This window comes from Modicisalibacter sp., assembly GCF_055145905.1.
In genome coordinates, this window is record NZ_JBSREH010000002.1 from 174185 (window position 1) to 198095 (window position 23911).

At 67.4% G+C, this 23911-nt stretch carries 23 protein-coding genes; 11 read left to right on the forward strand and 12 right to left on the reverse strand.

The window, feature by feature from the left end; translation table 11 throughout:
- Positions 1-289 precede the first annotated feature (289 nt).
- The 3 genes from ACTCB7_RS02700 to ACTCB7_RS02710 form a co-directional block, all read right to left on the reverse strand.
- Positions 290-1777 carry a CoA-acylating methylmalonate-semialdehyde dehydrogenase gene (locus ACTCB7_RS02700; protein WP_463005463.1) on the reverse strand — a complete coding sequence of 496 codons (1488 nt, stop codon included), beginning with the start codon at positions 1775-1777 and terminating at the stop codon, positions 290-292.
- Between the two features lie 269 nt (positions 1778-2046).
- Positions 2047-3330 carry a M24 family metallopeptidase gene (locus tag ACTCB7_RS02705; RefSeq protein WP_463005464.1) on the reverse strand — a complete coding sequence of 428 codons (1284 nt, stop codon included), beginning with the start codon at positions 3328-3330 and terminating at the stop codon, positions 2047-2049.
- A 58-nt stretch (positions 3331-3388) separates the two neighbouring features.
- Positions 3389-4279, reverse strand: coding sequence for a HalD/BesD family halogenase (locus ACTCB7_RS02710; RefSeq protein ID WP_463005465.1), 891 nt, complete (start codon positions 4277-4279; stop codon positions 3389-3391).
- Between the two features lie 107 nt (positions 4280-4386).
- Here ACTCB7_RS02710 and ACTCB7_RS02715 point away from each other — a divergent pair, with 107 nt between their 5' ends.
- Together ACTCB7_RS02715 and ACTCB7_RS02720 are read left to right on the forward strand one after the other, a co-directional pair.
- Positions 4387-4788: a LysR family transcriptional regulator gene (locus tag ACTCB7_RS02715; protein WP_463005466.1), complete on the forward strand. Its 402-nt coding sequence runs from the start codon at positions 4387-4389 to the stop codon at positions 4786-4788.
- A gap of 28 nt (positions 4789-4816) precedes the next feature.
- The gene (locus tag ACTCB7_RS02720; RefSeq protein ID WP_463005467.1) at positions 4817-5248 is read left to right on the forward strand and encodes a DUF488 domain-containing protein; all 432 of its coding nucleotides are present in this window, start codon (positions 4817-4819) and stop codon (positions 5246-5248) included.
- Between the two features lie 72 nt (positions 5249-5320).
- Here the strand turns inward: ACTCB7_RS02720 and fadA are convergent, their stop codons facing one another.
- Positions 5321-6499, reverse strand: coding sequence for an acetyl-CoA C-acyltransferase FadA (gene fadA, locus ACTCB7_RS02725; protein WP_463005468.1), 1179 nt, complete (start codon positions 6497-6499; stop codon positions 5321-5323).
- A gap of 27 nt (positions 6500-6526) precedes the next feature.
- On the reverse strand, positions 6527-8701 hold the full coding sequence (gene fadB, locus ACTCB7_RS02730) for a fatty acid oxidation complex subunit alpha FadB (RefSeq protein ID WP_463005469.1): 2175 nt from the start codon (positions 8699-8701) through the stop codon (positions 6527-6529).
- A 199-nt stretch (positions 8702-8900) separates the two neighbouring features.
- Here fadB and ACTCB7_RS02735 point away from each other — a divergent pair, with 199 nt between their 5' ends.
- Positions 8901-10028, forward strand: coding sequence for a DUF5924 family protein (locus ACTCB7_RS02735; protein WP_463005470.1), 1128 nt, complete (start codon positions 8901-8903; stop codon positions 10026-10028).
- Positions 10029-10112: 84 nt separating this feature from the next.
- On the forward strand, positions 10113-10565 hold the full coding sequence (gene slyA, locus ACTCB7_RS02740; protein WP_463005471.1) for a transcriptional regulator SlyA: 453 nt from the start codon (positions 10113-10115) through the stop codon (positions 10563-10565).
- 33 nt (positions 10566-10598) lie between these two features.
- On the opposite strand, the gene ACTCB7_RS02745 is transcribed toward slyA, so the two are convergent.
- Positions 10599-11120, reverse strand: a complete 522-nt coding sequence (locus tag ACTCB7_RS02745; RefSeq protein WP_463005472.1) for a preprotein translocase subunit YajC — start codon at positions 11118-11120, stop codon at positions 10599-10601.
- Between the two features lie 93 nt (positions 11121-11213).
- On the opposite strand from ACTCB7_RS02745, the gene ACTCB7_RS02750 reads away from it, so the two are divergent.
- On the forward strand, positions 11214-11672 hold the full coding sequence (locus ACTCB7_RS02750; RefSeq protein ID WP_463005473.1) for a universal stress protein: 459 nt from the start codon (positions 11214-11216) through the stop codon (positions 11670-11672).
- Between the two features lie 37 nt (positions 11673-11709).
- On the opposite strand, the gene abc-f is transcribed toward ACTCB7_RS02750, so the two are convergent.
- Complete coding sequence (gene abc-f, locus ACTCB7_RS02755; protein ID WP_463005474.1) at positions 11710-13644, reverse strand: ribosomal protection-like ABC-F family protein; 1935 nt, start codon at positions 13642-13644, stop codon at positions 11710-11712.
- Between the two features lie 116 nt (positions 13645-13760).
- On the opposite strand from abc-f, the gene ACTCB7_RS02760 reads away from it, so the two are divergent.
- Complete coding sequence (locus ACTCB7_RS02760) at positions 13761-14624, forward strand: TatD family hydrolase (RefSeq protein WP_463005475.1); 864 nt, start codon at positions 13761-13763, stop codon at positions 14622-14624.
- Entirely contained in the window at positions 14621-15100 is a 480-nt protein-coding gene (locus ACTCB7_RS02765) for a hypothetical protein (protein WP_463005476.1), read from the forward strand. Before ACTCB7_RS02760 ends, ACTCB7_RS02765 begins: the two co-directional genes overlap by 4 nt.
- Before the next feature lie 159 nt (positions 15101-15259).
- On the opposite strand, the gene ACTCB7_RS02770 is transcribed toward ACTCB7_RS02765, so the two are convergent.
- A complete protein-coding gene (locus tag ACTCB7_RS02770; protein ID WP_224421264.1) occupies positions 15260-15796 on the reverse strand; it encodes an HPP family protein in 537 nt (178 codons plus the stop codon).
- A gap of 113 nt (positions 15797-15909) precedes the next feature.
- Positions 15910-16482, reverse strand: coding sequence for an elongation factor P hydroxylase (locus ACTCB7_RS02775; RefSeq protein WP_463005477.1), 573 nt, complete (start codon positions 16480-16482; stop codon positions 15910-15912).
- Positions 16483-16600: 118 nt separating this feature from the next.
- On the opposite strand from ACTCB7_RS02775, the gene ACTCB7_RS02780 reads away from it, so the two are divergent.
- The 3 genes from ACTCB7_RS02780 (at position 16601) to ACTCB7_RS02790 (ending at position 19869) form a co-directional block, all read left to right on the forward strand.
- Positions 16601-18043 carry an MATE family efflux transporter gene (locus ACTCB7_RS02780; RefSeq protein WP_463005478.1) on the forward strand — a complete coding sequence of 481 codons (1443 nt, stop codon included), beginning with the start codon at positions 16601-16603 and terminating at the stop codon, positions 18041-18043.
- Positions 17997-19103, forward strand: coding sequence for a DUF3080 family protein (locus ACTCB7_RS02785; RefSeq protein WP_463005479.1), 1107 nt, complete (start codon positions 17997-17999; stop codon positions 19101-19103). Before ACTCB7_RS02780 ends, ACTCB7_RS02785 begins: the two co-directional genes overlap by 47 nt.
- A gap of 70 nt (positions 19104-19173) precedes the next feature.
- The gene (locus ACTCB7_RS02790; protein WP_463005480.1) at positions 19174-19869 is read left to right on the forward strand and encodes a hypothetical protein; all 696 of its coding nucleotides are present in this window, start codon (positions 19174-19176) and stop codon (positions 19867-19869) included.
- Between the two features lie 11 nt (positions 19870-19880).
- Here ACTCB7_RS02790 and tusA read toward each other — a convergent pair whose 3' ends face one another.
- Together tusA and rlmM are read right to left on the reverse strand one after the other, a co-directional pair.
- On the reverse strand, positions 19881-20123 hold the full coding sequence (gene tusA, locus ACTCB7_RS02795; RefSeq protein WP_163648941.1) for a sulfurtransferase TusA: 243 nt from the start codon (positions 20121-20123) through the stop codon (positions 19881-19883).
- 37 nt (positions 20124-20160) lie between these two features.
- Positions 20161-21243, reverse strand: a complete 1083-nt coding sequence (gene rlmM, locus ACTCB7_RS02800; protein WP_163648943.1) for a 23S rRNA (cytidine(2498)-2'-O)-methyltransferase RlmM — start codon at positions 21241-21243, stop codon at positions 20161-20163.
- A 120-nt stretch (positions 21244-21363) separates the two neighbouring features.
- Here rlmM and ACTCB7_RS02805 point away from each other — a divergent pair, with 120 nt between their 5' ends.
- Complete coding sequence (locus ACTCB7_RS02805; RefSeq protein ID WP_463005481.1) at positions 21364-22095, forward strand: RNA methyltransferase; 732 nt, start codon at positions 21364-21366, stop codon at positions 22093-22095.
- 89 nt (positions 22096-22184) lie between these two features.
- Here ACTCB7_RS02805 and rpsA read toward each other — a convergent pair whose 3' ends face one another.
- Entirely contained in the window at positions 22185-23861 is a 1677-nt protein-coding gene (gene rpsA / locus ACTCB7_RS02810) for a 30S ribosomal protein S1 (protein ID WP_163648947.1), read from the reverse strand.
- Positions 23862-23911 lie beyond the last annotated feature (50 nt).

Genomic DNA, 23911 nt, shown 5'->3' on the forward strand with positions numbered 1-23911 from the left:
CTAAGAAAAGTTCGGCGCGTTATGCAGAATTCGCGTGCCTGCTGCTTTTGTCGGCTCAGTCACCTTGAACCAACACGATCCCCTGCCCCACTACCGCTTCCCCACGCTACCGCCAGGCGAAGCACTGAGCACTCCACCGTCTGTGTCATCAGGTTGTATCGGCAATCTCTAAACAGACTTAACCTATCGCGAATCAGCGCCGAGTGACATGGCGTTACACGAAAGACGTACACACAAGAACGCCCGCGCCGTCTGGCGGCGCGGGCGTGGGCTCAGCCGGTGGTGGGGCTTACGAGGGGAAGTTGAACTGGGCGCTTTCCTGGGCGCTGCGCCTGGGCCAGCGTTGGGAGATGGCCTTGCGGCGGGTGTAGAAGCGCACGGCGTCGGGGCCGTAGGCGTGCAGGTCGCCGAACAGCGAGTCCTTCCAGCCGCCGAAGCTATGGAAGGCGACCGGTACCGGCAGCGGCACGTTGATGCCGACCATGCCGACCTCGATGGCATCGGCGAAGCGGCGTCCGGCCTCGCCGTCGCGGGTGAACACGCAGGTGCCATTGCCGTACTGGTGGGCGTTGATCAGGGCGATGGCGTCCTCGAAGGTCTCGACACGCACCACGCACAGTACCGGGCCGAAGATCTCGTCGCGGTAGATGCTCATGTCCGTCGTGACGCGATCGAACAGCGTGGCGCCGAGGAAGTAGCCCGGCGAGCCTTCCACCAGCGGATGCTCGCGGCCGTCGACCACCAGCTCGGCACCAGCGGCGGCGCCCTGCTCGATGTAGCCGGCGACCTTGTCGCGCTGGCCGGCGTTGATCAGCGCGCCCATGTCGAGGCCCTTCTCGGTGCCCGCGCCGATCTTCAGTTGGCGAGCCTGAGGCGCCAGGCGCTCGATCAGGGCGTCGGCGGTGGCGTCACCCACGCACACCGCCACGGAGATCGCCATGCAGCGCTCGCCGGCACTGCCGAACGCCGCACCGATCAGCGTGTTGGCGGCGTTGTCCAGATCGGCGTCGGGCAGGACCACGGCGTGGTTCTTGGCGCCGCCGAGGGCCTGCACGCGTTTGCCCTGCCGAGTGCCGCCCTCGTAGATCCTGCGCGCCACCGGGGTGGAGCCGACGAACGACAGCGCCCGCACCTCGGGCGCCTCGATCAGCGCCTCGACGGCCTCGCGGTTGCCGTGGACCACGCTGAACAGCCCGCGGGGCAGCCCGGCCTCGTCGAGCAGCTCGGCCATCTTCACGGCAGCCGAGGGCACCTGTTCGGAGGGCTTGAGGATGAAGGCGTTGCCGCAGGCCAGCGCCATCGGGTACATCCACAGCGGCACCATGGCCGGGAAATTGAACGGCGTGATGCCGGCGACGACACCCAGCGGCTGGTGGTTGGACCAGGTGTCGATGGCCGGCCCGGCGTTGTGGGAATACTCGCCCTTGAGCAGCTCCGGCACGCCGCAGGCGTACTCGACGTTCTCGATGCCGCGCTTGAGTTCGCCCATGGCGTCCTCGAGCACCTTGCCGTGCTCCTCGCTGATCAGCGCGCAGATCTCGTCGGCGTCGCGCTCGAGCAGGGTCTTGAAGCGATACATCACCTGGGCGCGCTTGGCCGGCGGCAGGTCACGCCAGGCGGGCTGGGCCTCGCGGGCGGCGTCGATGGCGCGCTGCACGGTGGCGGTGTCGGCCATCGCCAGGCGGCGTACCGGCTCGGCGGTGGCCGGGTTGATCACGTCGATGGTGCGCTCGCCCGCCAGGCGCTCGCCGGCGATCCAGTGGTATACGTCTGTCATAGCGTCTCTTTTCTCGCGAATATGGTCGTCAGTCAGGGGTAGGGGCCTGGAACACCTTTCATAACCGGAGAACGGGATGGGCTTTCCCGGGGGCAAGCCTTCGCGAGGGCGCTGTAAACCCTTCCATGGGCGCTACCTTTGCCATCTGACCGCCATGGATGGCGGGAATGCCGGAATGGAAAGGAACACTTTCCGGCCATGGCAAAGGACCCTCGCTTCGCCTTGCCCCCGGCGCCCATCGTTCATTCCGAGCGTTTGGAAAGAATCTCTTAAAGCTCTCTTCCAAGCAGGGCCTCATCGAACGGATAGCGCGAAAGCTTCTCGATGCCGGTCTCGGTGACCAGCACTTCCTCCTCGAGCTTGACCCCGTCGGCGGCGCCGACTTCGCCGATGTAGCTCTCCACCGAGACGACCATGCCCGGCTCGAGGATGCCGTCCTTGGAGAAGCGGTCGAAGTCCATGTGGTGGGCGACCAGCGGTGTCTCGCCGTGCATGCCCACGCCGTGGATGATCGACGGGTAGCGGCGGTCGAGGAAGCGCTCGGGAATCTTCCAGGCGCGCTCGGCGATCTCGCGGTAGCTCATGCCCGGCTTGAGGATCGCCATGTTGTGGTGGACCTGCTCGTAGGCCATCCGGTAGAGGCTCTGCTGGTAGCCGGTGGGCCGGCCGGGGCCGACGTGGAAGGTGCGCGAGAAGTCGGAATAGTAGCCGTGGCAGCCGATGGTATCGGTATCCAGCGCCACCAGCTCCCCGGCACGGATCACCCGGCTGCTGGCCTCGTTGAACCAGGGGTTGGTGCGCGGCCCGGACGACAGCAGGCGCGTCTCGATGAACTCGCCGCCCTGCTCGATCACGTTGCCGTAGAGGATCGCGAACAGCTGGTTCTCGGTGATACCCGGCTTGATCGCCGCTTCCACCTCGGCCACGGCGGCCTCGCTGCCGGCCATCGACTGGGCCAGGCAGGCGACCTCCTCGGGGGTCTTGATGCGCCGGCAGTGCAGGGTGTCCTGCATGCAGTCGAACACCTCGAGCCCCTGCGCCTCCAGCGAGCGGGCCAGGTTCAGCGCGCAACGGTCCAGGCCGACCTTCCTGTTGCCCTTGCCGTGTTCCTCGATCAGCTCGGCGATCTCGACGCCGAACGGGTCGGCGGAGAGGTTGTCGCGCTGGTTGACCGCCGACCACACCACCTTGGAGGTGCGCGACTCGTCGATGGTCTCGAGCCAGGTCGAGACGTGGGCGCTGCCGGGGTATTCGAAGAGGATCACCGGCCCTTCCAGCGGCACGTAGATGTAGCGCGTGGAGTTGCGCAGGAAGTAGCCGAACATGTTGCGCGAGCCGGTGGCGTAGCGCTGGTTGTAGGGATCGAACAGCACCACGGCGGCATAGCCCTGCTCGGCCATCATGGCGCGCAGGCGCTCGAGACGGCCGGCCCGCAGCTGCTTGGGGTCGAAGGCGGTGGGGATGCTGTCGCCGTTGGCCATCGGCGCGGAGGGAATGACCGGAATCTGATCCGGTTCGCTGTCGGTCAGACGATCGGATTCGATGGAATTCATGAAAGAGTCCTTGCTGGGCCCGGCGTCACGCGACGCCGGGCCATGACGTGACGGAAATTCAGTCGGCGAGGCTGTCGCTGCGCCGGGTACGGCCTTCACTGAGCATGCGCTCGTGAACCGGCGCCATGCGCCCGAAGATGCGCTGGGCGCGTTCCGGCTGGCCGATGAAGCCCGGTTCCTTGGCGTAGGCGAAGATCACCGTGTGCCGCTCGCGCTCGCCTTCCACCGGGGTCACCCGGTGCAGCGAATAGCGGCCGAAGAAGATCTGCAGGTCGCCCGGTTTCAGGTCGAGCGATTTCAGGCGGCTGCGGTCGCCGTCCAGCACGTCCTGCACGCCCTCGAAGTTCTCGCCCTCGGGGCTGCGGATGCCGGGCGCGTATTCGAAGCGGCCGCCGCCTTCCGACTGGCGGGTCATCATGGTGACGATGAACTCGTTGGTGTCGTAGTGCCAAGGATGCTGGCAGCCCTCACGCAGCACGTTGACCACCAGGTCGGCGAGCGGGTCGGCGTACTGGTGAATCTCGTCGACGCCGACCACGGTGGCGATGAAGCGCTGGAAGTCCGGATGACGGTAGATCTGACGGATGATCGTCGAGTCATCGATGCGATCGCCGGCGACGAAGCCGTTGGTACGGTCGTCGAAGCGGTTGCGCGGATGCGAATCCGGCAGGCTCGGATCACCCGACGAGTTGTAGGGATTGGTCTCGTTCTGGTTGTAGTGCGCCTCGGGGGACAGGCGCTCCGTCTCGCGCTCGAGACGCGCCAGCGCCTCTTCCGGCACGAACCGCTCGAGAACGACGCAGCCGTCCTCGGCAAGCTGCCGACGGCAGGCATCGATCAGCGCCTGGCCGGTTTCGCCCGACAGCTGGGTGATGGGGTAACGCTGAAGATCGACGATGCCCTGCAGGGCCGACGTGGTGTCCCCGGGTTCGGCGGCGTTGGCGTGCATGCGGTAAGCTCCTCTGGCTTTCGATAACGCCTGGACAGGCTAGAGCCGCCGACTCCATAATAAAAATGAATGATTAAGATAAGATTGATTTTGGAGCCTTATAGACCATGGATACCGACTTGCTGCGAGCCTTCGTGACTGTGGCGGAATGCGAGGGGTTCAGCGCGGCAGGAAAGATCCTCTGCCGCACCCAGTCGGCGGTGAGTCTGCAGATCAAGCGCCTGGAGGACCGGATGGGCGAGAGCCTGTTCGAACGGACCAGCCGCAGCGTGCTGCTGACCCCGGCCGGCGGGCGATTGCTGCCCTATGCGCGGCAGATCCTCAAGCTGCAGGATGAAGCCAAGCGCGCTATGGGGGCCGACCAGCAAGGCGAGACGATCCGGCTGGGAATTTCCGAAGAGCAGGCCGGTGCCTATCTGCCCGAGTTGCTGCCGACCTTTGCGGAACCCGGCGAGTATACCCGATGGCACCGCCCCGGATCGCTGGATGAGACGAATCGAGAGCGCTAGGCTCCAGAATACCGACAGGAGAATCCCCATGCGTCACGACATCCGCTGCAAGCGTATCTATGCCGAGGCCGACGACGACGACGGTGCTCGGGTGCTGGTCGATCGCCTGTGGCCCCGCGGCAAGCGCCGCGACGCCCTGGCACTGACCCAGTGGTACCGGGAGGCGTCGCCCTCTTCGGCACTGCGCCGCCAGAAGCATCGCGACGAGATCGACGACGACACCTTCGCCGACCGCTATCGCGACGAAATCGAGCGCGACCCGGACTGCCTGCTGCCGCTGATGCGCCTGGCCCGCCAGGGTCGCCTGACACTGCTGAGCGCGGCACGGGATCTGGAACACTCCCACGTGCCGGTGCTGCGCCAGGCGGTGCTGGATGCTCTGGACGCCGAGGATCGCGACTGCGAGGACCTGCCGGCGTCAGCGCCCTGCTACGCCACCTACAACGCACAGTACGACTGACACCATCTCACCCAAAAAGCGACGGCGCCTGACCCGACGCCGTCGTCATTTCACCTCATGGGGTATCGGGGCTCAGCCGATGCGTTCGAACACCGTGGCCACGCCCTGCCCCATGCCGATGCACATGGTCGCCAGGCCCAGCGTGGTGTCCTGCTGGCGCATCACGTTGAGCAGCGTGGTGCAGATACGCGCCCCGGAGCAGCCCAGCGGATGGCCGAGCGCGATGGCCCCGCCATGCAGGTTGACGGCGTCATCGAGACGGTCGATCAGCTTGAGATCCTTGAGCACCGGCAGCGACTGGGCCGCGAACGCCTCGTTGAGCTCGACGGTCTGGATGTCATCGATCGTCAGGCCCGCCGCCTGAAGCGCCTTGTGGGTGGCCGGCACGGGACCGTAGCCCATGATCGAGGCATCGCAGCCCGCCACGCCGGTGGAACGCACGCGCGCCAGCGGCTCGACGCCCAGCGCCCGTGCCCGCTCGTAGCTCATCACTGCCAGCGCCGAGGCGCCCACCGACAGCGCCGAGGACGTACCGGCGGTCACCGTGCCGTTGCGCGGGTCGAACGCCGGCTTGAGCTTGGCCATGTCGTCCAAGTTGGCGTCGGCGCGCACCACCTCGTCGTGCTGTACCCGGCAGCGTCGCCCCTGGGCATCGTGGCCCTCGACGCCGATGATCTCGTTGTCGAAGTAGCCCTTCTCGTTGGCGAGCAGCGCCCGCTGATGGGAGCGTACCCCGAAGCGATCCTGCTCCTCCCGGGTGATGCCGTGCATCTTGCCCAGCAGCTCGGCGGTCAGGCCCATCATCATCGCTGCCTTGGCGACATGCCGGCTGGCACCGGGGTTGATGTCGACCCCGTGCATCATCGACACGTGCTCCATGTGCTCGACGCCGCCGATGACGTAGAAATCGCCCATGCCCGCCCGAATGTTGGCGGCGGCGATATGCAGGGCGCTCATCGAGGAGCCGCAGAGGCGGTTGATGGTCTGACCCGGCACCGTGCGCGGCATGTCGGTAAGAATCGCCGCGTTGCGGGCGATGTTGTAGCCCTGTTCCAGGGTCTGGTTGACGCAGCCCCAGATCACGTCGTCCACGGCGGCCGGATCGAGCCGGTCGTTGCGGTCGAACAGGGCCTGCATCACCTCGGCGGACAGCGTCTCCGCCCGGACGTGGCGAAAGGCGCCGTGCTTGGCCTTGGCCATGGCGGTGCGAACGGCATCGACCACCACGATATCGCGAGGGTTCAAGGACATGATGACAACTCTCCTGAAAGTGGTGGTTCAGCGTGCGGCGGATTCGCCGGTGGCCGGATAGAAACGCTCGCCGTTGGCGGCCATCTCGCGCAGCCGCTCGGTGGGGCGATACAGCGGACCGTGCTCCTCGGCGAGACGATCGGCCAGCGCCACGAAGGCCTCCAGGCCCATGGCGTCGATGTAGCGCAGCGCCCCGCCACGGAACGGCGGGAAACCGATGCCGTAGATCAGCGCCGTATCGGCCTCGGCCGGCGTGCCGACGATGCCGTCCTCCAGACAGCGCACCGTCTCCAGGCACAGCGGCACCATCAGGTGCGCGATGACGGCCTCGTCATCCAGCTCGCGGGTGGCCTGCGCGCTCTCGGCGACCAAGGAGCGCGCCTCGTCGTCGCGGACCTTGCGCGGCTTGCCCTTGCGATCTTCCTCGTAGCGATAGAAACCCCGCGAATTCTTCTGGCCGAGGCGACCGTCGTCGACCAGCCGCGCGACGACGGACTCGTCCTGCTGGGCCATGCGGTCGGGGAAGCCGTCGGCAAGCACGTCAGCGGCGTGCCGCGCGGTATCGAGCCCCACCACGTCGAGCAGATAGGCCGGGCCCATCGGCCAGCCGAAGCCTTCCATCACCTTGTCGACGCGCTCATAGTCGGCGCCCTGCTGCAGAAGACGCTCAAAGCCCCCGAAGTAGGGGAACAGCACCCGGTTGACCAGAAAGCCCGGGCAATCGTTGACCACGATCGGCGTCTTGCCCATGCGCCGGGCATAGGCCACCGTGGCGGCGACCGCTTCGTCACCGGTATGTTCGCCGCGGATCACCTCGACCAGCGGCATGCGGTGCACCGGGTTGAAGAAGTGCATGCCGCAGAATTTCTCGGGCCGCTTCAGGGCCTTCGCCAGGCGCGAGATGGAAATGGTGGAGGTGTTGCTGGCCAGGATCGTGTCCTCGCCGACCGCCGCCTCGACCTCGGCGAGCACGGCCGTCTTCACGTCGGGGTTCTCGACCACCGCCTCGACCACCAGGTCCACCGTGCCGAAATCGCCGTAGGAGAGCGTCGGCCGGATGCCGGTGAGGCGTTCCGCCATGGTCGCCGTGTTCAGCTTGCCGCGCTCGACCTGCTTGACGAACAGCTTGCGGGCTTCCTTGAGCCCCAGCTGAATCGCCTCCTCGCGGATGTCCTTCATCAGGATCGGCACGCCCTTCGACGCGCTCTGGTAGGCGATGCCGCCCCCCATGATCCCCGCGCCCAGCACCGCGGTGTGGTTCAGTTCGGGTGCCTGCTTCTCATAGGCGCCGGCCTTCTTCTTGACCTGCTGATCGTTGAGGAACAGCCCTACAAGGTTGTAGCAGACATCGGTCAGTGCCAGCTTGGCGAAGGCCTTGGCCTCGATGGCCTGGGCGCGCTCCCGGGACTCGCCGGCCCCCTTCTGGACCACCTTGACGGCCTCGACCGGCGCCGGATAGTGCCGTCCGGCCTTGCCGGCCACATAGCCCTTGGCCGTCTCGAAGGCCATCATCTGCTCGACGCCGTTGAGCCCGAGCGGGCCGGTCTTCATCGCCCGCCGTGCCTGGTGGTCGAGTTCGCCGCGATTGGCACGCTGCAGGATATCGCGGGCGGCTTCCAGCAACTCCTCGGCAGGCAGCACGGCATCCACCGCGCCGATGCGCAGCGCCTCGGCAGCCTTGTTCTGGGTGCCGCCGGCGATCCACTCGATGGCATTGTCGGCGCCCACCAGACGCGGCAGCCGCACGCAGCCGCCCCAGCCCGGCAGGATACCCAGCCGGGTCTCGGGCAGGCCGACCTCGGCCTTCTCCGCCATGACCCGGAAATCGGTGGTCAGGGTGACCTCGAAGCCACCGCCGAGCGCCAGGCCGTTGATCGCCGAGACGGTCGGAAACGGCAGGTCTTCCAGCCGGTTGAACAGCGCATGCACGGTCTGGTTCATCTCGACCAGATAGTCCTCGCCCTTGGCGAACAGGGCGTGAAACTCGGTGATGTCGGCGCCGACGATGAAGGCCGACTTGGCGCTGGCCAGGATCAACCCGGTCAGGTTCGGCGCCGCCTCGATGGCACCAACGGCGTCCTGCAGCTCGCCGATCACCCGGCTGGAAAGGGTGTTGACCGACTCGCCCTCCCGATCGAACGTCAGGGTGGCGATGCCGTCGCCATCCGTCGTCACCGATAACGCACTGCCTTGATAAAGCATGGACCGATCTCCGCGGTTGGAAGGAAATGCATTCATACAAGCGTTTGAATACGTCCTAGCTTGGAGTACCCGCCACCACCCCGTCAAGCCTCGGCCGTGATGACGGCGCGAGCGTCGCCATCGGGCGACTCCCGACGCCTGGCCACACCTGCTAGGATGCGCGCCTCATGCATGATGACCCGAACACGCCGACCCCGCCATGAACCCAGCCGCGCCCTCACGTCTACTGCGCCTGCATCAGTTCACCGAACAGGCGGTGCGTCATCTGCGTCCCTATGCCTGGCTCTGGCCGCCCATCGCCTTTCTGATCGGCGCGCTGAGTTTCTTTCTGGTCGATCGGCAGCAGTCCCTGGGGGCCTTCCTGGCGCTGGGACTGCTGCTGGCCTGGGTGCTGCTGCTGTCGGAAAGCCTCATTGGCCGGCTGCTGGCACGCCGAGGCTACCCGACCCTGCCCCGCGGCGTGACCACCTTCATCGCGCAGATGATTCATCAGGAGACGCTGTTCTTCACCCTGCCCTTCCTGCTGGCCACCACGGTGTGGCGCAGCGGTCAGGCCCTGTTCACCCTCGCTATGGTCGGCTGCGGGGTGCTGTCGATCCTCGACCCGCTCTACTTTCGTCTCGCTGAGCGCCACCGCTGGCTGTATTTCGCCTTTCACGCCCTGTGTGTCTTTCTGGTGATCCTGGTGACGCTGCCCATCATGCTGCATCTGACCACCGGGGAAACGCTGCTGCTCGCCGTGCTGGCCACCATGGTGTTCAGCCTGCCGAGTCTGGTGCACCTGCTGCAGCCGCGCGGCCTGCTGCGCTGGCTGGCGATGCTGGGGCTGGCCATGCTGCTGGGCGCCGGCGCCTGGGCCGGACGTGCCTGGATCCCGCCGGCGACCCTGTGGATCACCGGCAGCGCCCTGTCTCCCGGCTTCGATGCCGGGCAGCGCCGCCCCGTGGAGTCCATGGCGCTGACCGAAGCCAACCTGCAGCAACGCGGGCTTTACGCCTACACCGCCATTCGCGCCCCGCGCGGGCTCCGCGAGAAGGTCTACCATGTCTGGCGTCATGAGGGAGAGGTCATCGACCGCATCCCGCTGATCATTCACGGCGGCCGTGACGGGGGGTATCGCGCCTGGACCCACAAGCAGCACTTTCCCGAGGCGTCCGCCGGCCACTGGCGGATCGACGTGATGACCGCCACCGGGCAGCGCCTGGGGGTCATTCGCTTCTCGGTCGCCGAGGAGGCACGCCGGGCCGACCGGGCCGACGGCCGTATCCGCTCCCCGGCAGGCGTGCCGGGGCTCGACCTGCGCCAGCTGATTCCCGGCGCGGACTGACACTGAATCGCTCCGGGGGGGTTGCATTACCCGGCAGTACCCGGAAAATCAAGCATGAAATTAGCCTGCGAAACGACAACTCCAATGCCTGAAACTATCGGATTCAAGCTCACACGCCTGCCGCGCCTCTGGCGCGCCATTCTCGACGAACGGCTGGCGCCGCTGGATTTGACCCAGACGCGCTGGGTGACGCTCTACCATCTCTGGCAGATGGGTGACGGCCAGCCGCAGTGCGACCTGGCCCGGACCATCGGCGTCGAGGCGCCCTCGCTGGTGCGCACGCTGGACCAGCTATCCGACCAGGGCCTGATCGAACGCCGCCCCTGCCCCAATGATCGTCGTACCAAGCGAGTCTTCCTCACGCCCCAGGCGACGCCGTTGCTGGAGCAGATCGATGCCATCGTCAGCCAGGCGCGCACCGAGATGCTCGCCGGCATCAGCGAGGACGAACTGGCGCTGCTGGATGACCTGCTGACCCGCATCGAGAAGAACGGCCTGCGCCTGCAGACACGCAAGCCGAGCAGCGACGACTGCTGAGACCCGCGACGGCCGTTTCAGGCGACCGCCGTCCTAGCGCGGCGCGTCGGGCGGCCCCCGACGCGCCTCGTCGCCGGCCAGCGCATCGCGCAGCGTCGCCACGGGCGACGCCAGTGTGTCGAACGTCTGCGCCCCCTGTGACTCCCGCCACCACAGCCACAGAAAGTCCCGGGTCGACTCCAGCACCAGGGCGTCCCCCGGCAGTTGCGCCAATGTCTCGTCGAACGCCCGCCCCTGCTGCGCCGAGAATGGCCGCAACGGCTCGATCCGCCAGCGCCAGCCCTCGCCGCACGGCTTGAGCGCCTCGCTGGCATGAGAGTCGCGCACGGCGACGAAGCGCGGCCCGGGTCGCGTCTGCGGGTAGCGCCAGCGATAGGCGACCAGACCGCCCTCCGGCGCATGCAGCGGCGGCTTGCCGAAATGCACCGATACCCCCGCCGCGCGCGCCGCCTCGCGCAACCCGACGAGCCGCCGGTCGCGTGGCGAGGGGCGCAGCCACACCACCGGCGACAGCATCGCCAGCAGCGTCAGCCCCAGGACCAGCCAGAAGGTCATCGAAATCTCCTAAAACGTTGATATGGGTCGTTGTGAAGCGAAAAATGACGCCGTACAGTGAATCCACGACTTGTCGACTAGGGGGGCTTTCCCATGAGCAATGAATACCATCACGTCCTGGTGGCGGTGGATCTCACCAAGGATTCCCACAGGGTTCTCGAGCGCGCCATTCCCATCGCGCGCCGCAACAACGCCAAGCTGTCGGTGATTCACACGCTCGAGCCGCTGGGCTTCGCCTACGGCGGCGACATCCCCATGGACCTGACCAGCATCCAGGATCAGCTCGATGAACACGCCAAGAGCCGCCTGGCCGAGATTGCCGATCCTCACGATGTACCCCGCGAGGATCAGCATGTGGTGGTGGGCATGCCGGACACCGAAATCCATCGCTTCTCCAAGGAGAACGAGGTAGATCTGATCGTGGTCGGCTCCCACGGCCGTCACGGCTTCGCGCTGCTGCTGGGCTCCACTTCCACCGGCGTTCTGCACGGCGCCGAGTGCGATGTGCTGGCCGTGCGCGTCGGCAAGGAAGGCGAGGATACCGAAGAGTGATCCTCGGGCCCCGGCGACAGCCGCCGGGGCCGCCGCCTCAGGATTCGCCGTCGGCCATCGCCTCGAGTTCCATCCAGCGTTCCATCGCCGCATCGAGCTCCGCCTGCTTGGCGGTCATCGCCTCCAGCGTCGCGGTCACCGCGGTCGCCTCCTGCTGATAGAACCCCGGGTCCCCCACCTTGGCTTCGAAGTCGGCAATGTCCGCTTCCAACGCCTCGATGGTGGCCGGCAGCGCATCCAGCTCCCGTTGCAGCTTGTAGGACAGCTTGGCCGGGCGCCTTGCGGGGCGAGCGGGCGTCTCGGGTGCAGCGGCTTCGGTGGAAGGTACCGCCGCACTGGCGGGCTCGGCCGTACGCCGGGCGGTATCGAAGACCCAGGGTGCCGGCGGCAACTTGCCGCCCTGGCGGATCCAGTCACTGTAGCCGCCGACATAGGCCTTGACCCTGCCGTCGCCCTCAAAGGCCAGCACGTCGGTCACCACGTTGTCCATGAATTCCCGGTCGTGGGAGACCAGCAGCAGCGTGCCCGGGAAGTCCAGCAGCAGTTCCTCGAGCAGTTCCAGCGTCTCGACATCAAGATCGTTGGTCGGCTCGTCGAGCACCAGCACGTTGGCCGGCTGGGTGAACAGCTTGGCCAGCAGCAGCCGGTTGGACTCGCCGCCCGACAGCGCCTTGACCGGCTGGCGGGCGCGCTCGGGGGTGAACAGGAAATCCTGCAGGTAGCTGATGACGTGGCGATCCTTGCCGCCGATCGTCACCCGATCACGCCCCTGGGCGACGTTGTCGTAGACGCTCTTCTCGAGTTCCAGGCCGGCACGCAGCTGATCGAAGTAGGCCACCTGCAGATTGGTGCCCAGGCGCACCCGACCTTCGGTGGGCTCGAGCTCACCGAGCAGAATCTTGAGCAGCGTGGTCTTGCCCGCCCCGTTGCGCCCGATCAGCCCGACCCGGTCGCCGCGCTGAATCTCCAGATTCAGATCACGGATGATCCAGTCGTCACCGTAGCGCTGGCTGACGCCGGTCAGCTCGACGACCCGCTTGCCGCTGCGCTCGCCGGTATCGACGCGGATCGTCGCCCGCCCCTGGCGCTCGCGCCGCTCGGCCCGGTCCCGGCGCATCTGCTCGAGCGCACGCACACGCCCCTCGTTGCGGGTCCGGCGGGCCTTGATGCCCTGACGAATCCAGGCTTCCTCCTGGGCCAGCTTCTTGTCGAACTCGGCGTTCTCGCGCGCCTCGACCTCCAGCTCGTGGGTCTTCTGCGCCTGATAGCGCGCGTAGTCGCCCGGATAGCGCCCCAGCCGCCCGCGATCGAGCTCCAGAATGTTGGTGGCCAGGCGCGACAGGAAGGCCCGGTCGTGGGTGATGAACAGCACGGCGCCGGGGAAGGCGGCCAGCTGTTCCTCGAGCCAGGTGATGGTATCCAGATCGAGATGGTTGGTGGGCTCGTCGAGCAGCAGCAGATCGGGCTCGGCGACCAGCGCCCGGGCCAGCGCCACACGCCGCCGCCAGCCGCCCGACAGCTCGGACATGGGCGCATCCTCGGGCAGGCCCAGGCGCGTCAGCACGGTGTCGATGCGCTGATGAAACGACCAGCCGTCGATCGACTCGAGCTCGGTCTGCAGCTGCGCCAGCCGTGCCATGTCCGGGTCGGCCGACTGCACCAGGTGATGGTACTCGGCCAGCAGCGCCCCGGCCCGGGGCAACCCCTGGGCCACCACATCGAAGATCGTCTCGCCGCTGGCCGCGGGCAGGTCCTGGGCCAGCACGCCGACGCGCAGCCCGGGAGCTCGCCAGACCTGGCCGTCATCGGGAAGAATCTCGCCACTGATCAGCTTGAGCAGGGTCGACTTGCCGGTGCCGTTGCGGCCGACCAGCGCCAGACGCTCGCCCTTTTCCAGGACCAGGTCGGCACCGTCGAGCAGCACATGCGGCCCGTAGGCCAGATGCAACTGTTCCAGACGTAGCAGTGTCACGCACTACCTCACTTCGGGGGATGTCAGAAACGCCCAGTGTAACGCACCCGGTCAGCGCTGTGGCGGGACCGGTCATCGCGTTACAATGCGCGCCACCATGATTCAAGGAGCGGCGCATGTCTGATTCGCCCGATATCCGCGACGATTCTCCCCTGCCGGAAGCGCTGCGCTTCCGGGCACCGGCCCCGCTGGTGGACATCGGCGCCAACCTCACCCACGACAGCTTCGATCGCGACGGCGAGGCAGTGATCGAGCGCGCCCGGGCGGCCGGTGTCGAGACGCTGATCGTCACCGGCACCGACCTGCGTCACGCCCGCCAGGCGATCGAACTCGCGGAACGCCACTCCGGGCTGTATGCCACCGCCGGCATTCACCCGCATGAAGCCAGCCAGTGGAACGCCGAACTGGCCGCGGCCTTTGCCGAACTCCATCGCCATCCGGCAGTGGTCGCCGTCGGCGAATGCGGCCTCGACTTCAACCGTAACTTCTCGACACCCGCCGAGCAGGAGCGGGCCTTCGAGGCGCAGCTCACGCTGGCCGCCGAGAACGGGCTGCCGCTGTTTCTTCACGAACGCGACGCCGGCCGGCGCATGCTCGAGATGCTCACGGCCTGGCGCGACGATATCCGCGATGCGGTGGTGCACTGCTTCACCGGCGAGCGTGACGTGCTGCATGGCTATCTGGATCTCGACCTGCACGTGGGGCTGACCGGCTGGCTGTGCGACGAGCGGCGCGGCCATCACCTGCGCGAGCTGCTCGCCGACATCCCGCTGAACCGGCTGATGGTCGAGACCGACTGCCCCTATCTGCTGCCGCGCAACCTGCCCGCCAAGCCGCGGGCGCGCCGCCATGAACCGGCGCTGCTGCCGTGGATCGTCGCGGAGATCGCCCACTGGCGCGGCGACGCGGCGCTGACGGTCGCCCGCAAGACCACCGCCACCGCCCGCCGTTTCTTTCAGCTCGAGGAGACCGCCCGATGAGCGACTTTCCCGGCTTCATCGCCGTCGAGACCGGCGAGGAAGACGCCCTGCCGCTGGCCATCGCCTGGGCACTGCCCGACGGCCAGATCAAGCACACCCTGATTCAGCCCGACGACGACTGGCTCGGCGAGGAGCTGGCCGCGCTCGGCGACTACAGCCTGGACGAGCTGCGCACCTTCGGCGTCAGCCCGCTCGATGTGCTCAAGGAACTCGAGGGTGATCACTTCAGCACCACGCTCTACACCACGGGCATCAGCGACGACGAGGCGGCACTGTCACGGATTTTCGACACCTTCGGCGTCGATCCCTTCGTGGAGCTGGCGCCGGTGGCGAGTCTCTACCCCGACCTGCAACCGGGCGAATGGGAGCGGGCGCGCAATGACCTGTTCGGTGAACTCGGCCTCGAGCCGCTGCGCGCCGACCATGAGGTGCAGGTCATGCTCTACCTGCATCAGCGTCTGATCGACAGCGTCTAGGGTTTGTCCGAAAAGTCGGCGAGCGAAGATCAGGCAAGGCGAAAATCAGCGAAAAAGCGGAGTTTACGGGGTGTAAATGAGCATTTTTGAGCTGATTTTCAACGCCGCATGACCGAGCGCAGCCAGTTTTCAGGCAAAGCCTAGTGAGCGGCGGCGGGGCTACCACCAATGATGCGGATAGCGGCGGTGCCGTGCCAGATTGTTGACCAGCACGGCGACGCCCAGCATCAGCAGACAGCCCGCACCGACGGGCACGAAGGCGTACTGCCAGGTCAGGGCATGCAGCGCGTCGGAGCCGATCACCGCGATCAGCGCCGTGGCCCCGCCGGGCGGATGCAGGGTATGGGTGAGCTGCATCACCAGGATCGCGGTGGACACCGCCACCGCGCCGGCCAGCCAGGTGTCGCCCAGCCACTGCCAGCAGGCAACGCCGATCAACGCGGAGAGGACATTGCCGCCCAGCACGTTGCGCGGCTGGGCCAGCGGGCTCTCGGGGGCGGCATAGAGCAGGACCGAGGTGGCACCGAACGAGCCGATCATCAGCAGCGGCTGCACCGAGAACGACTGCTCGCTGATCGCCCCCACCCCCGCCATGCCCAGGAAGGCGCCCAGCCAGGACCACAGCGCATCGCGCCATGGCGGACGCGGCCTGACGGCCGGCGCGCCCCGCATCTTTCCCAGGTAGTATCGAACCATGCGGCTTTCGCTCCCTCGACGTGACAAAGCGCGCTATCTTGCCAAGCTGGGGCCATGGCCGGGAAATACCGTTCGGTCATGGTGTTAGACCATCGACTTGCCTCGCATTCGCCTCATGCCGGCACGCCGCCGAGCACCTCACGACCGGCGGTAACGGCCGCCGCCACATCGGCGCCCTGTCCGTAACGGGCGTCCAGCGCCGCCCGAAAGCTCGCCGCGCGCCGCGGCAGTCCCTGCGCCTCGTAGCGGGCCGCGCGTGCCTCGACCCGCTCCCGGAAGGCCTCGCGGTCCACCACCACGTCACCGAGGTTGTCGACGCTGACGTGAAAGCGACGACGGCAGGCCCGGGTAAACAGCAGCTCGAGCGCCTGGGGCGCCACCTCCACGGTTTCGAAGGCCGCCTGCTGGCGAGCGTCGCGGCCGTCGGGCAGGTACCAGTAACCGTAGTCCTCCAGGCGACGGCGACGCTCGCCGGCGATACACCAGTGGCTGACCTCGTGGAGGGCGCTGGCAAAGAAGCCCCGGGCGAAGATCACCCGATGCCAGGCGCACTCGGCATCGGCGGGCAGGTAGAGGGGCTCGTCGCCGCCACGGATCAGCCGGGTCCGGCAGGTATCGGCGAACAGACCATCGAACAGGGCGATAAGGTCCGCGACGCCATGGGGATGCAGGGGTTGGTCGCTCATGGCGGCGCATTATACGGCGCCCCGCGCGGTGCGAAAATGCGCATCGCACAGGCAGACATCCCGGCGCCGGTTGCCTAGACTGGCGGCTCTTTCCTTTCCGCTGAGAGACAGGCTCGACATGGCGTATCCGGCCCGGCATGAACGCTGGCAATCCACGTTTCAGGAGTCCCGTGCCCTGCTGCGGCTGGCACTGCCGATCTGTGGAGCCCAGCTGGCCCAGTCGGGCATGAGCGTCGCCGACGTGATCATGGCCGGCCGGGCCAGCGCGCGCGACCTGGCGGCGGTGTCGGTGGGCTCCAGCCTGTGGCTGCCGCTGATGCTGTTCATGACCGGCGCGTTGATGGGCCTGACCCCGATCGTCGCCCAGCTGGTGGGCGCCGACCGCATACCGGCGGTTCGCGCTCCCGTGCATCAGGCCCTGTGGCTGGCGCTGGTATTCGGCGTGCTGGCCGGCCTGGCACTGGTGTTCGGCGTCGCGCCGGTGTTCACGCTGCTCGGGGTTCCCGAAGGGGTCGCGGCGCTGTCCGCCGACTACCTGCGCATGGTCGCCATCGGCATGCCCGGCGTGGCGCTCTATCAGGCCCTGCGTGCCTTTGCCGACGGCATGAACCACACCCGCCCGACCCTCTGGATCAGCCTGGTGGGGCTGGCCGTCAACATCCCCAGCAACTATGTGCTGATCTACGGCGGCGCCGGCATCGAGGCCGTGCTGGGCGGCGCCACGCCCGCTCGACTGGCCGGGCTGCCCGCCCTCGGCGCCCGGGGGTGCGGCGTGGCCACGGCCATCGCCATGTGGACGATGTGTCTGACGATGTTCGCCTACACTCGCCGCAGCCGGGTTCTCGCCCCGGTACGACTATGGCGGACCCTGTGCCCGCCGCAGCGCCGCCAGCTGGCCGAACTGCTCCAGGTGGGGCTGCCGATCGGTGTGGCGATCTTCGTCGAGGTCACGCTGTTCACCCTGATCGCACTGCTGGTCGCGCGGCTCGGCGAAGTCACGGTAGCCGCGCATCAGGTCGCGCTCAACTACACCTCGATCCTGTTCATGCTGCCGCTGTCGCTGGCCATGGCGCTGACGGTACGCGTCGGCAACACCCTGGGGCGCGGCGAGCCCGAGCGCGCCCGCTTCGTCACCCTCGTCGGCCTGGGAGTAGGCATTGTCGCGGCGCTGCTCAACGATCTGCTGATGTGGCTGACCGCCGGTCCGGTGGTTGCGCTCTACACGCCTAATCCCGGGGTGCAGTCACTGGCCCTGTCGCTGATCGGCCTGGCGCTGATCTATCAGGTCTCGGACGCCCTGCAAGTGACCCTGGCCGGTGCGCTGCGCGGCTACAAGGATACCCGCATCATCATGGCCATCACGCTCGTCGCCTACTGGCTGGTGGGGCTGGGGGGCGGCTGGCTGCTGGCCGGCGGACACTGGCCGGGGCTCGCACCGCTGGGTGTCCGGGGCTACTGGCTCGGCCTGACGGCCGGGCTGAGTGTCGCCGCCGCACTGCTGGGGTGGCGCCTGCATGTCATCAGCCGCCTGCCTCGCCGGGCCGATGCGCATGGTCCTTGAGCGCCGCACGGCCGGGCACCCGCTGGGCCGTGTCCTGCTCGGCCTGGTCCTGTTGAGCATGAGCGGGTGCGGCGACCCGGCCGCCGAACAACGGCTCGCCGCCTGGCAGGACGCCATCACACAGGCACTGGACCTCCCTTCGCCGGCCAACGCCTCGCCGCCCAACATCGGCGCCTTTCCCGAGCGCGATGCCCGCCTGTTCTCCATCGAGGACACCCGCGAAGGCCTGCTGGACGTGTACGCCCTGCGTCGCTGCGACATCGTCAAGCTGGTCGCCCGGCGCAACAGTCAGCTGGGCAAGGTGGCGCCGGCCAGCCAGCACTGGCTCTACGAGCTGACGCTCTGGCGGCGCCTGCAGGCCTGCTGGAACGGCCCGGCCGCACAGGCGCTCGCCGCCGAGGATCGCCGACGCCTCGGCCACCTGCTGGAACGCAAGACCCGCCAGCTGCCGCGGTTGAGCTGGAACGCCCTGTTCGATGCCGAAGAGTGGGTCGGCACCTTCTCGCGCGCCAGCTCGCCACTGCCGCCCGACGGCGACCTGCAAAGCGCCCTGGTCGCACTGGATTATCTGCGCCGGATGGTGGTGCATCAGTTCGACCCTCGCTGGACGCCAACCTCGGCCGACCTGGAGGGGCATCTCAAGGCCCTGCGCCAGGCGCCCTTCACCGCCGAGGTTTTACGCGGTCTGTTGCTGGCCACGCAGCGTCTCGAAGCGCTGGATGGGCGGCTGGCCCAAGCCACCTGCCCCCCGGCCGGCGCCGCCTCCCTGAACGAAGCGCTGGCCTCGCCGGCGGTACAGCGGGGCCGGGCCTATCTCGACCGGCTGACCGAACAGGGCAGGCGCTGGCTGACGGCCGTGAACGCCCTGCTCGATGCCTACCCGGAAACCCGGCCGGCCATCACTCGCTATCGCCGACGCTGGCTGTCGCTCGACAACCCCGCCGCGCCCTGGCCCCGGTTTCACGCCGCCCTCACCCGCCACGCGGCACGGATCGACGCCTTGCGCAAGGACTGCACCACACCGAGCGCCTCCGCCCCGTCGATGACCGACGGGGCTTAATTTCGCCGTCGGGCTGTGCTAATAGTGAGGCGTGGCCCAGGCCGACACATTGCCGCTGAGGAGGGTAGCCATGGGTAGCTCGACGTCTCCCCGTTCCGCCCAGGTCATCGATCTGGACACCGCCCGCCATCGGTTGAGGGCTAGACGCCGCCTGATCCGCCTGGCGCCCGAGCTGGATGGCCTGGAAATGGTCTACCACCTAGCCTCGGACCCGGACACCCTGTACGGGATGCCGATTCTTGCCTGGGGGCTGCGCGAGGATGGCGAAGTGGTGGGCATGGTGCCCTGGATGGAGGCCCTGACTCCCTGCCACGAACTCGACGATCCCGAGCACGGCCATTTCGTCGGCTATCGCGATCCGGAAACCGAGGACGTCTTCCTCTCCGCACCCGAGCACAAGGTGCTCGAACTCGAGCATGCCGCCGCCTACTTCGACTACGAGGACAGCGCGGAAACCACCCTGCTCCAGCAGCTGCCCGAAACGCTGGGCACGCATGCGCTGTGCCTCGACGACAGCCAGGCGAGCTGGCAGCTCAAGCTGGTGTTCGGCTGGCGGCTCTACAGCAACGGCGAGGTCGAGGCGCTGCTGGTCGACGAGAGCCGCGTGGAATCGACACCGGTGGTGGCCGGCGATGCCTGCCTGTACGCCGGCCACAGCCGCCACGCGGTGGTGTACTTCTTCCAGCGGGCGATCGCCAACCGCATCCGCCAGGAGGACCCGGACACGCTGGAGGCGCTGGCCTGCATGGTCGGCCAGGACGGGTAGTCAGGCCCGCCTCATCCCCCCAGCCGAATGAAGTAGAGGTAGGTCTCGCCGCCGGTGTCCTGCGTTACCAGCTCGTGCCCGAGGAAATTGCAGAACTTGGGAATGTCGCGGGTGGTCGCCGGGTCGGTGGCGACCACCTTGAGGACCTCGCCGGGCTGCATGTCACGCACCTTGTTGTGCATCAGCATGACCGGCTCGGGGCAGTAGAGCCCGCTGGTGTCGAGCTCGGCATCGAAATCGGGTGTTGCGTCCATCACTCCTCCATAGCGAACGACCGGGAACCCCGGCGGGTCAGTCCAGCCTGACATGCACCGTGACTTCCTCGCGGTCATGATAGAGCTGCTTGCAGGCGATCTCGGCCTGCACGCCGGCCCGTTCCAGCGACGCGGCCAGGCGTGACAGGCAGCGCTCCACCTCGGCCCAGCGCTGCTTCATCGGCAGCTTGAGATTGAACACCGCCTCGTGGCACCAGCGCCGGATCAGCCAGCGTTCCACCATGTCGATCACCCGCATGGGCTTGTCGACGATATCACAGACCAGCCAGTCGAGCCGGTACGGCGGCTCCCAGGTGAAGCCGTCCTCGCGCAGATGCTCGACCAGGCCGGTGGCCATCAGATGGCGATCCATCGGCCCGTTATCGATGGCATAGGTGTGCATCCCGCGCCGCACCAGCTGATAGGTCCAGCCGCCCGGCGCCGCCCCCAGATCGGCCGCCTGCATGCCCTCATGCAGACGCTCCGGCCATTCATCGCGCGGCACGAAGACGTGCCAGGCCTCCTCGAGTTTCAGGGTCGAGCGGCTGGGCGCCTCCCGCGGGAAACGCAGGCGCCGGATGCCGCCGGGCTGCTCGCTGCGGTTGCCGGGAAAGCTCATCGCCACCTGGACCCGGTCACCGGCACTCCAGAACAGGTGCAGGCGCCGCCCCTGGGCCTTGCGGCGCAACGCGCCCCGCTTGCGCAGAGCGGCCTCGAGCGGGCGCTGCAGGGCCTTGGTCAACCCGGCCAGCGCCTTGGCCTCGTTGCTGTCGGGGGTTTCCTGCCACAGCGACTCGAAGCTCCAGCCGCTGGCCATCACCTGCTCGATGATCGGCGTCAGGCGATCCTCGCGGGACAGCGCCTCGAGCACCGGCAGCGCCACCAGCGACTGGCGCGCAAACACCAGCGCCTCCAGCGGCAACTGGCGATGCAGGGCGTTGGCCGGCTCTTCGTCGAGCGTCACGAAGCGCACCTGGGCAGCGCCCGGCTCGGCGACGGGATAACCCGCCCAGCCCAGGGCGGCGGCCTTGTCCTGAATCTCGGCACTCAGGTCCCGCTCGAAGCCGGCCCGGCAGTAGAAGAGCAGCTCGCGAGGCACGAGTTGCGCGGATTGTGTCATGTCGTCTCCCCTGAAAGGCCCAGCAGTCTAGCGAGCCGCCCGGGCAGCGACAAGCCACCCCTCGTGCCGCCGGGACGGCTGGCGTACACTGGCGGCTTTTGCGCCATGAAACCCGGTCCCATGCTCGACAATATTCGTATCGTCCTCGTCCAGACCTTCCATCCCGGCAATATCGGCCAGGCGGCCCGCGCCATGAAGACCATGGGCCTGACGCAGCTGACGCTGGTCAACCCGCGCGCCTTTCCCGACGACGAGGCGACTCGCCTGGCCGCCGGGGCCGACGACGTGGTGGCCGCGGCGCGGGTCGTCGACAGCCTGGAAGCGGCGGTCGGCGACTGCGTGCAAGTCATCGGCGCCAGCGCCCGGCTGCGCAGCCTGCCGCTGCCCCACTACGACGAACCCGACGCCATGGCCGGCGAGGTCATCGCGCACGCCGCCCAGGGGCCGGTGGCGCTGGTCTTCGGGCGCGAGCGCTTCGGCCTGACCAACGACGAGATTCGTCACTGCACGCATCAGGTCAGCATCCCCGCCAATCCCGACTACGGCGTGCTCAACCTGTCCCAGGCCGTGCAGGTGCTGGCCTACGACGTCTATCGCGCCTGGCGTCGGCAGGCGGGCCGCACGGCGCCGCAGCCCGGCCGCGGCCCCCTGCCCGACCAGGCCCAGCTGCAGCACTTCCACGCCCATCTCGAGCGGGTCATGAGCGCCAGCGGCTTCCTCAATCAGCCGCATGCCCGCACCAGCGAGCACCTGCATGCCCTGTTCGCCCGGGCCCAGCCCAGCCGCAAGGAGCTCTCGCTGCTGCGCGGCCTGCTGAGCGCCCTGGAGTCGCACCTGCCCGAGTCCCGCTGAGCGGCGCCCGACCCGCCAGCGCCCCACAAACAAAAACCGCGGCCCGAGGGCCGCGGTTTCGATCAGCACGCCGGAATGGCGTCAGGCGCTCAGTCCTGACCCATCTGCTGCTTGATCAGGTCGCCGATGGTGGTCGGACCACCGGTCTCGACTTCCTGCTCGCGCAGGCGGCTCATGTTGCGGCGGGTGTCCGCCTGGTCCTTGGCCTTGACCGACAGGTTGATCGCGCGGTTCTTGCGATCCACGCCGACGATCCGGGCTTCGACGCTGTCGCCTTCGTTGAGCACGTTGCGTGCATCCTCGACGCGATCGGCGCTGATCTCGGAGGCCTTGAGGATGCCGATGACGTCGGTCGCCAGCTCCACGTGGGCTTCCTTGGCGTCGACCTCGACGACGCGACCGGTGACGATCGAGCCCTTGTCGTTGACGGCCAGGAACTCGGAAACCGGGTCGGTCTCGAGCTGCTTGATGCCCAGCGAGATGCGCTCACGCTCCGGGTCGATGGACAGGATGACGGCTTCCGCCTCGTCGCCCTTCTTGAACTGGCGCACCGCTTCCTCGCCGGTCTCGGACCAGGAGATGTCGGACAGGTGAACCAGGCCGTCGATGCCGCCTTCCAGGCCGATGAAGATACCGAAGTCGGTGATCGACTTGATGGTGCCGGAAACGCGGTCGCCCTTGTTGTAGCGCGCGTTGAAGTCTTCCCACGGGTTGGTGGTGCACTGCTTGATACCCAGGGAGATACGACGACGCTCCTCGTCGATATCCAGCACCATGACCTGAACTTCGTCGCCGACCTGAACGACCTTGGACGGATGGATGTTCTTGTTGGTCCAGTCCATCTCGGAGACGTGGACCAGACCCTCGACACCCTCTTCAAGCTCGGCGAAGCAGCCGTAGTCGGTGAGGTTGGTGACGCGGGCGTTGACCTTGGTGCCTTCCGGGTAACGATCCTTGATGTTGACCCAGGGATCCTCGCCCAGCTGCTTGAGGCCCAGCGAGACGCGGTTGCGCTCGCGGTCGAACTTCAGCACCTTGACGTTGATCTCGTCGCCCACGGCCACGATCTCGGACGGGTGCTTGATGCGCTTCCACGCCATGTCGGTGATGTGCAGCAGGCCATCGACGCCGCCCAGATCGACGAACGCACCGTAGTCGGTGAGGTTCTTGACGATACCCTGGATCTGCTGACCTTCCTGGAGGGTCGCCAGCAGGGCTTCACGCTCGGCGCTGTTCTCGGCTTCGAGAACGGCACGGCGGGAAACGACCACGTTGTTGCGCTTCGGGTCGAGCTTGATGACCTTGAAGTCGAGTTCCTTGTTCTCCAGGTGCGTGGTGTCGCGCACCGGACGGACGTCGACCAGGGAACCCGGCAGGAAGGCACGGATGGAGGACACGTCGACCGTGAAACCGCCCTTGACCTTGCCGTTGATCACGCCCTTGACGATCTCGTCCTTCTCGAAGGCCGCTTCCAGCTCTTTCCACGCTTCGGCGCGCTTGGCCTTCTCGCGGGACAGGCGGGTCTCGCCGAAACCGTCCTCGACGGCTTCCAGGGCGACCTTGACTTCGTCGCCGACGCCGATGGTCAGCTCGCCGTTCTCGTCGCGGAACTGGGCGGCGGGGATCTGTCCTTCGGATTTCAGACCGGCGTTGACGGTGATCCAGTCACCCTCGATGTCCACCACGGTCGCCATGACGATGGCACCGGGTTCCATGTTGATGTCTTGAAGTGACTGTTCGAACAGTTCAGCAAAGCTTTCGCTCATGAGCATCCTACGTGATCAACGTTGATGGCGGTTTTCGCCCTCTCCGCACC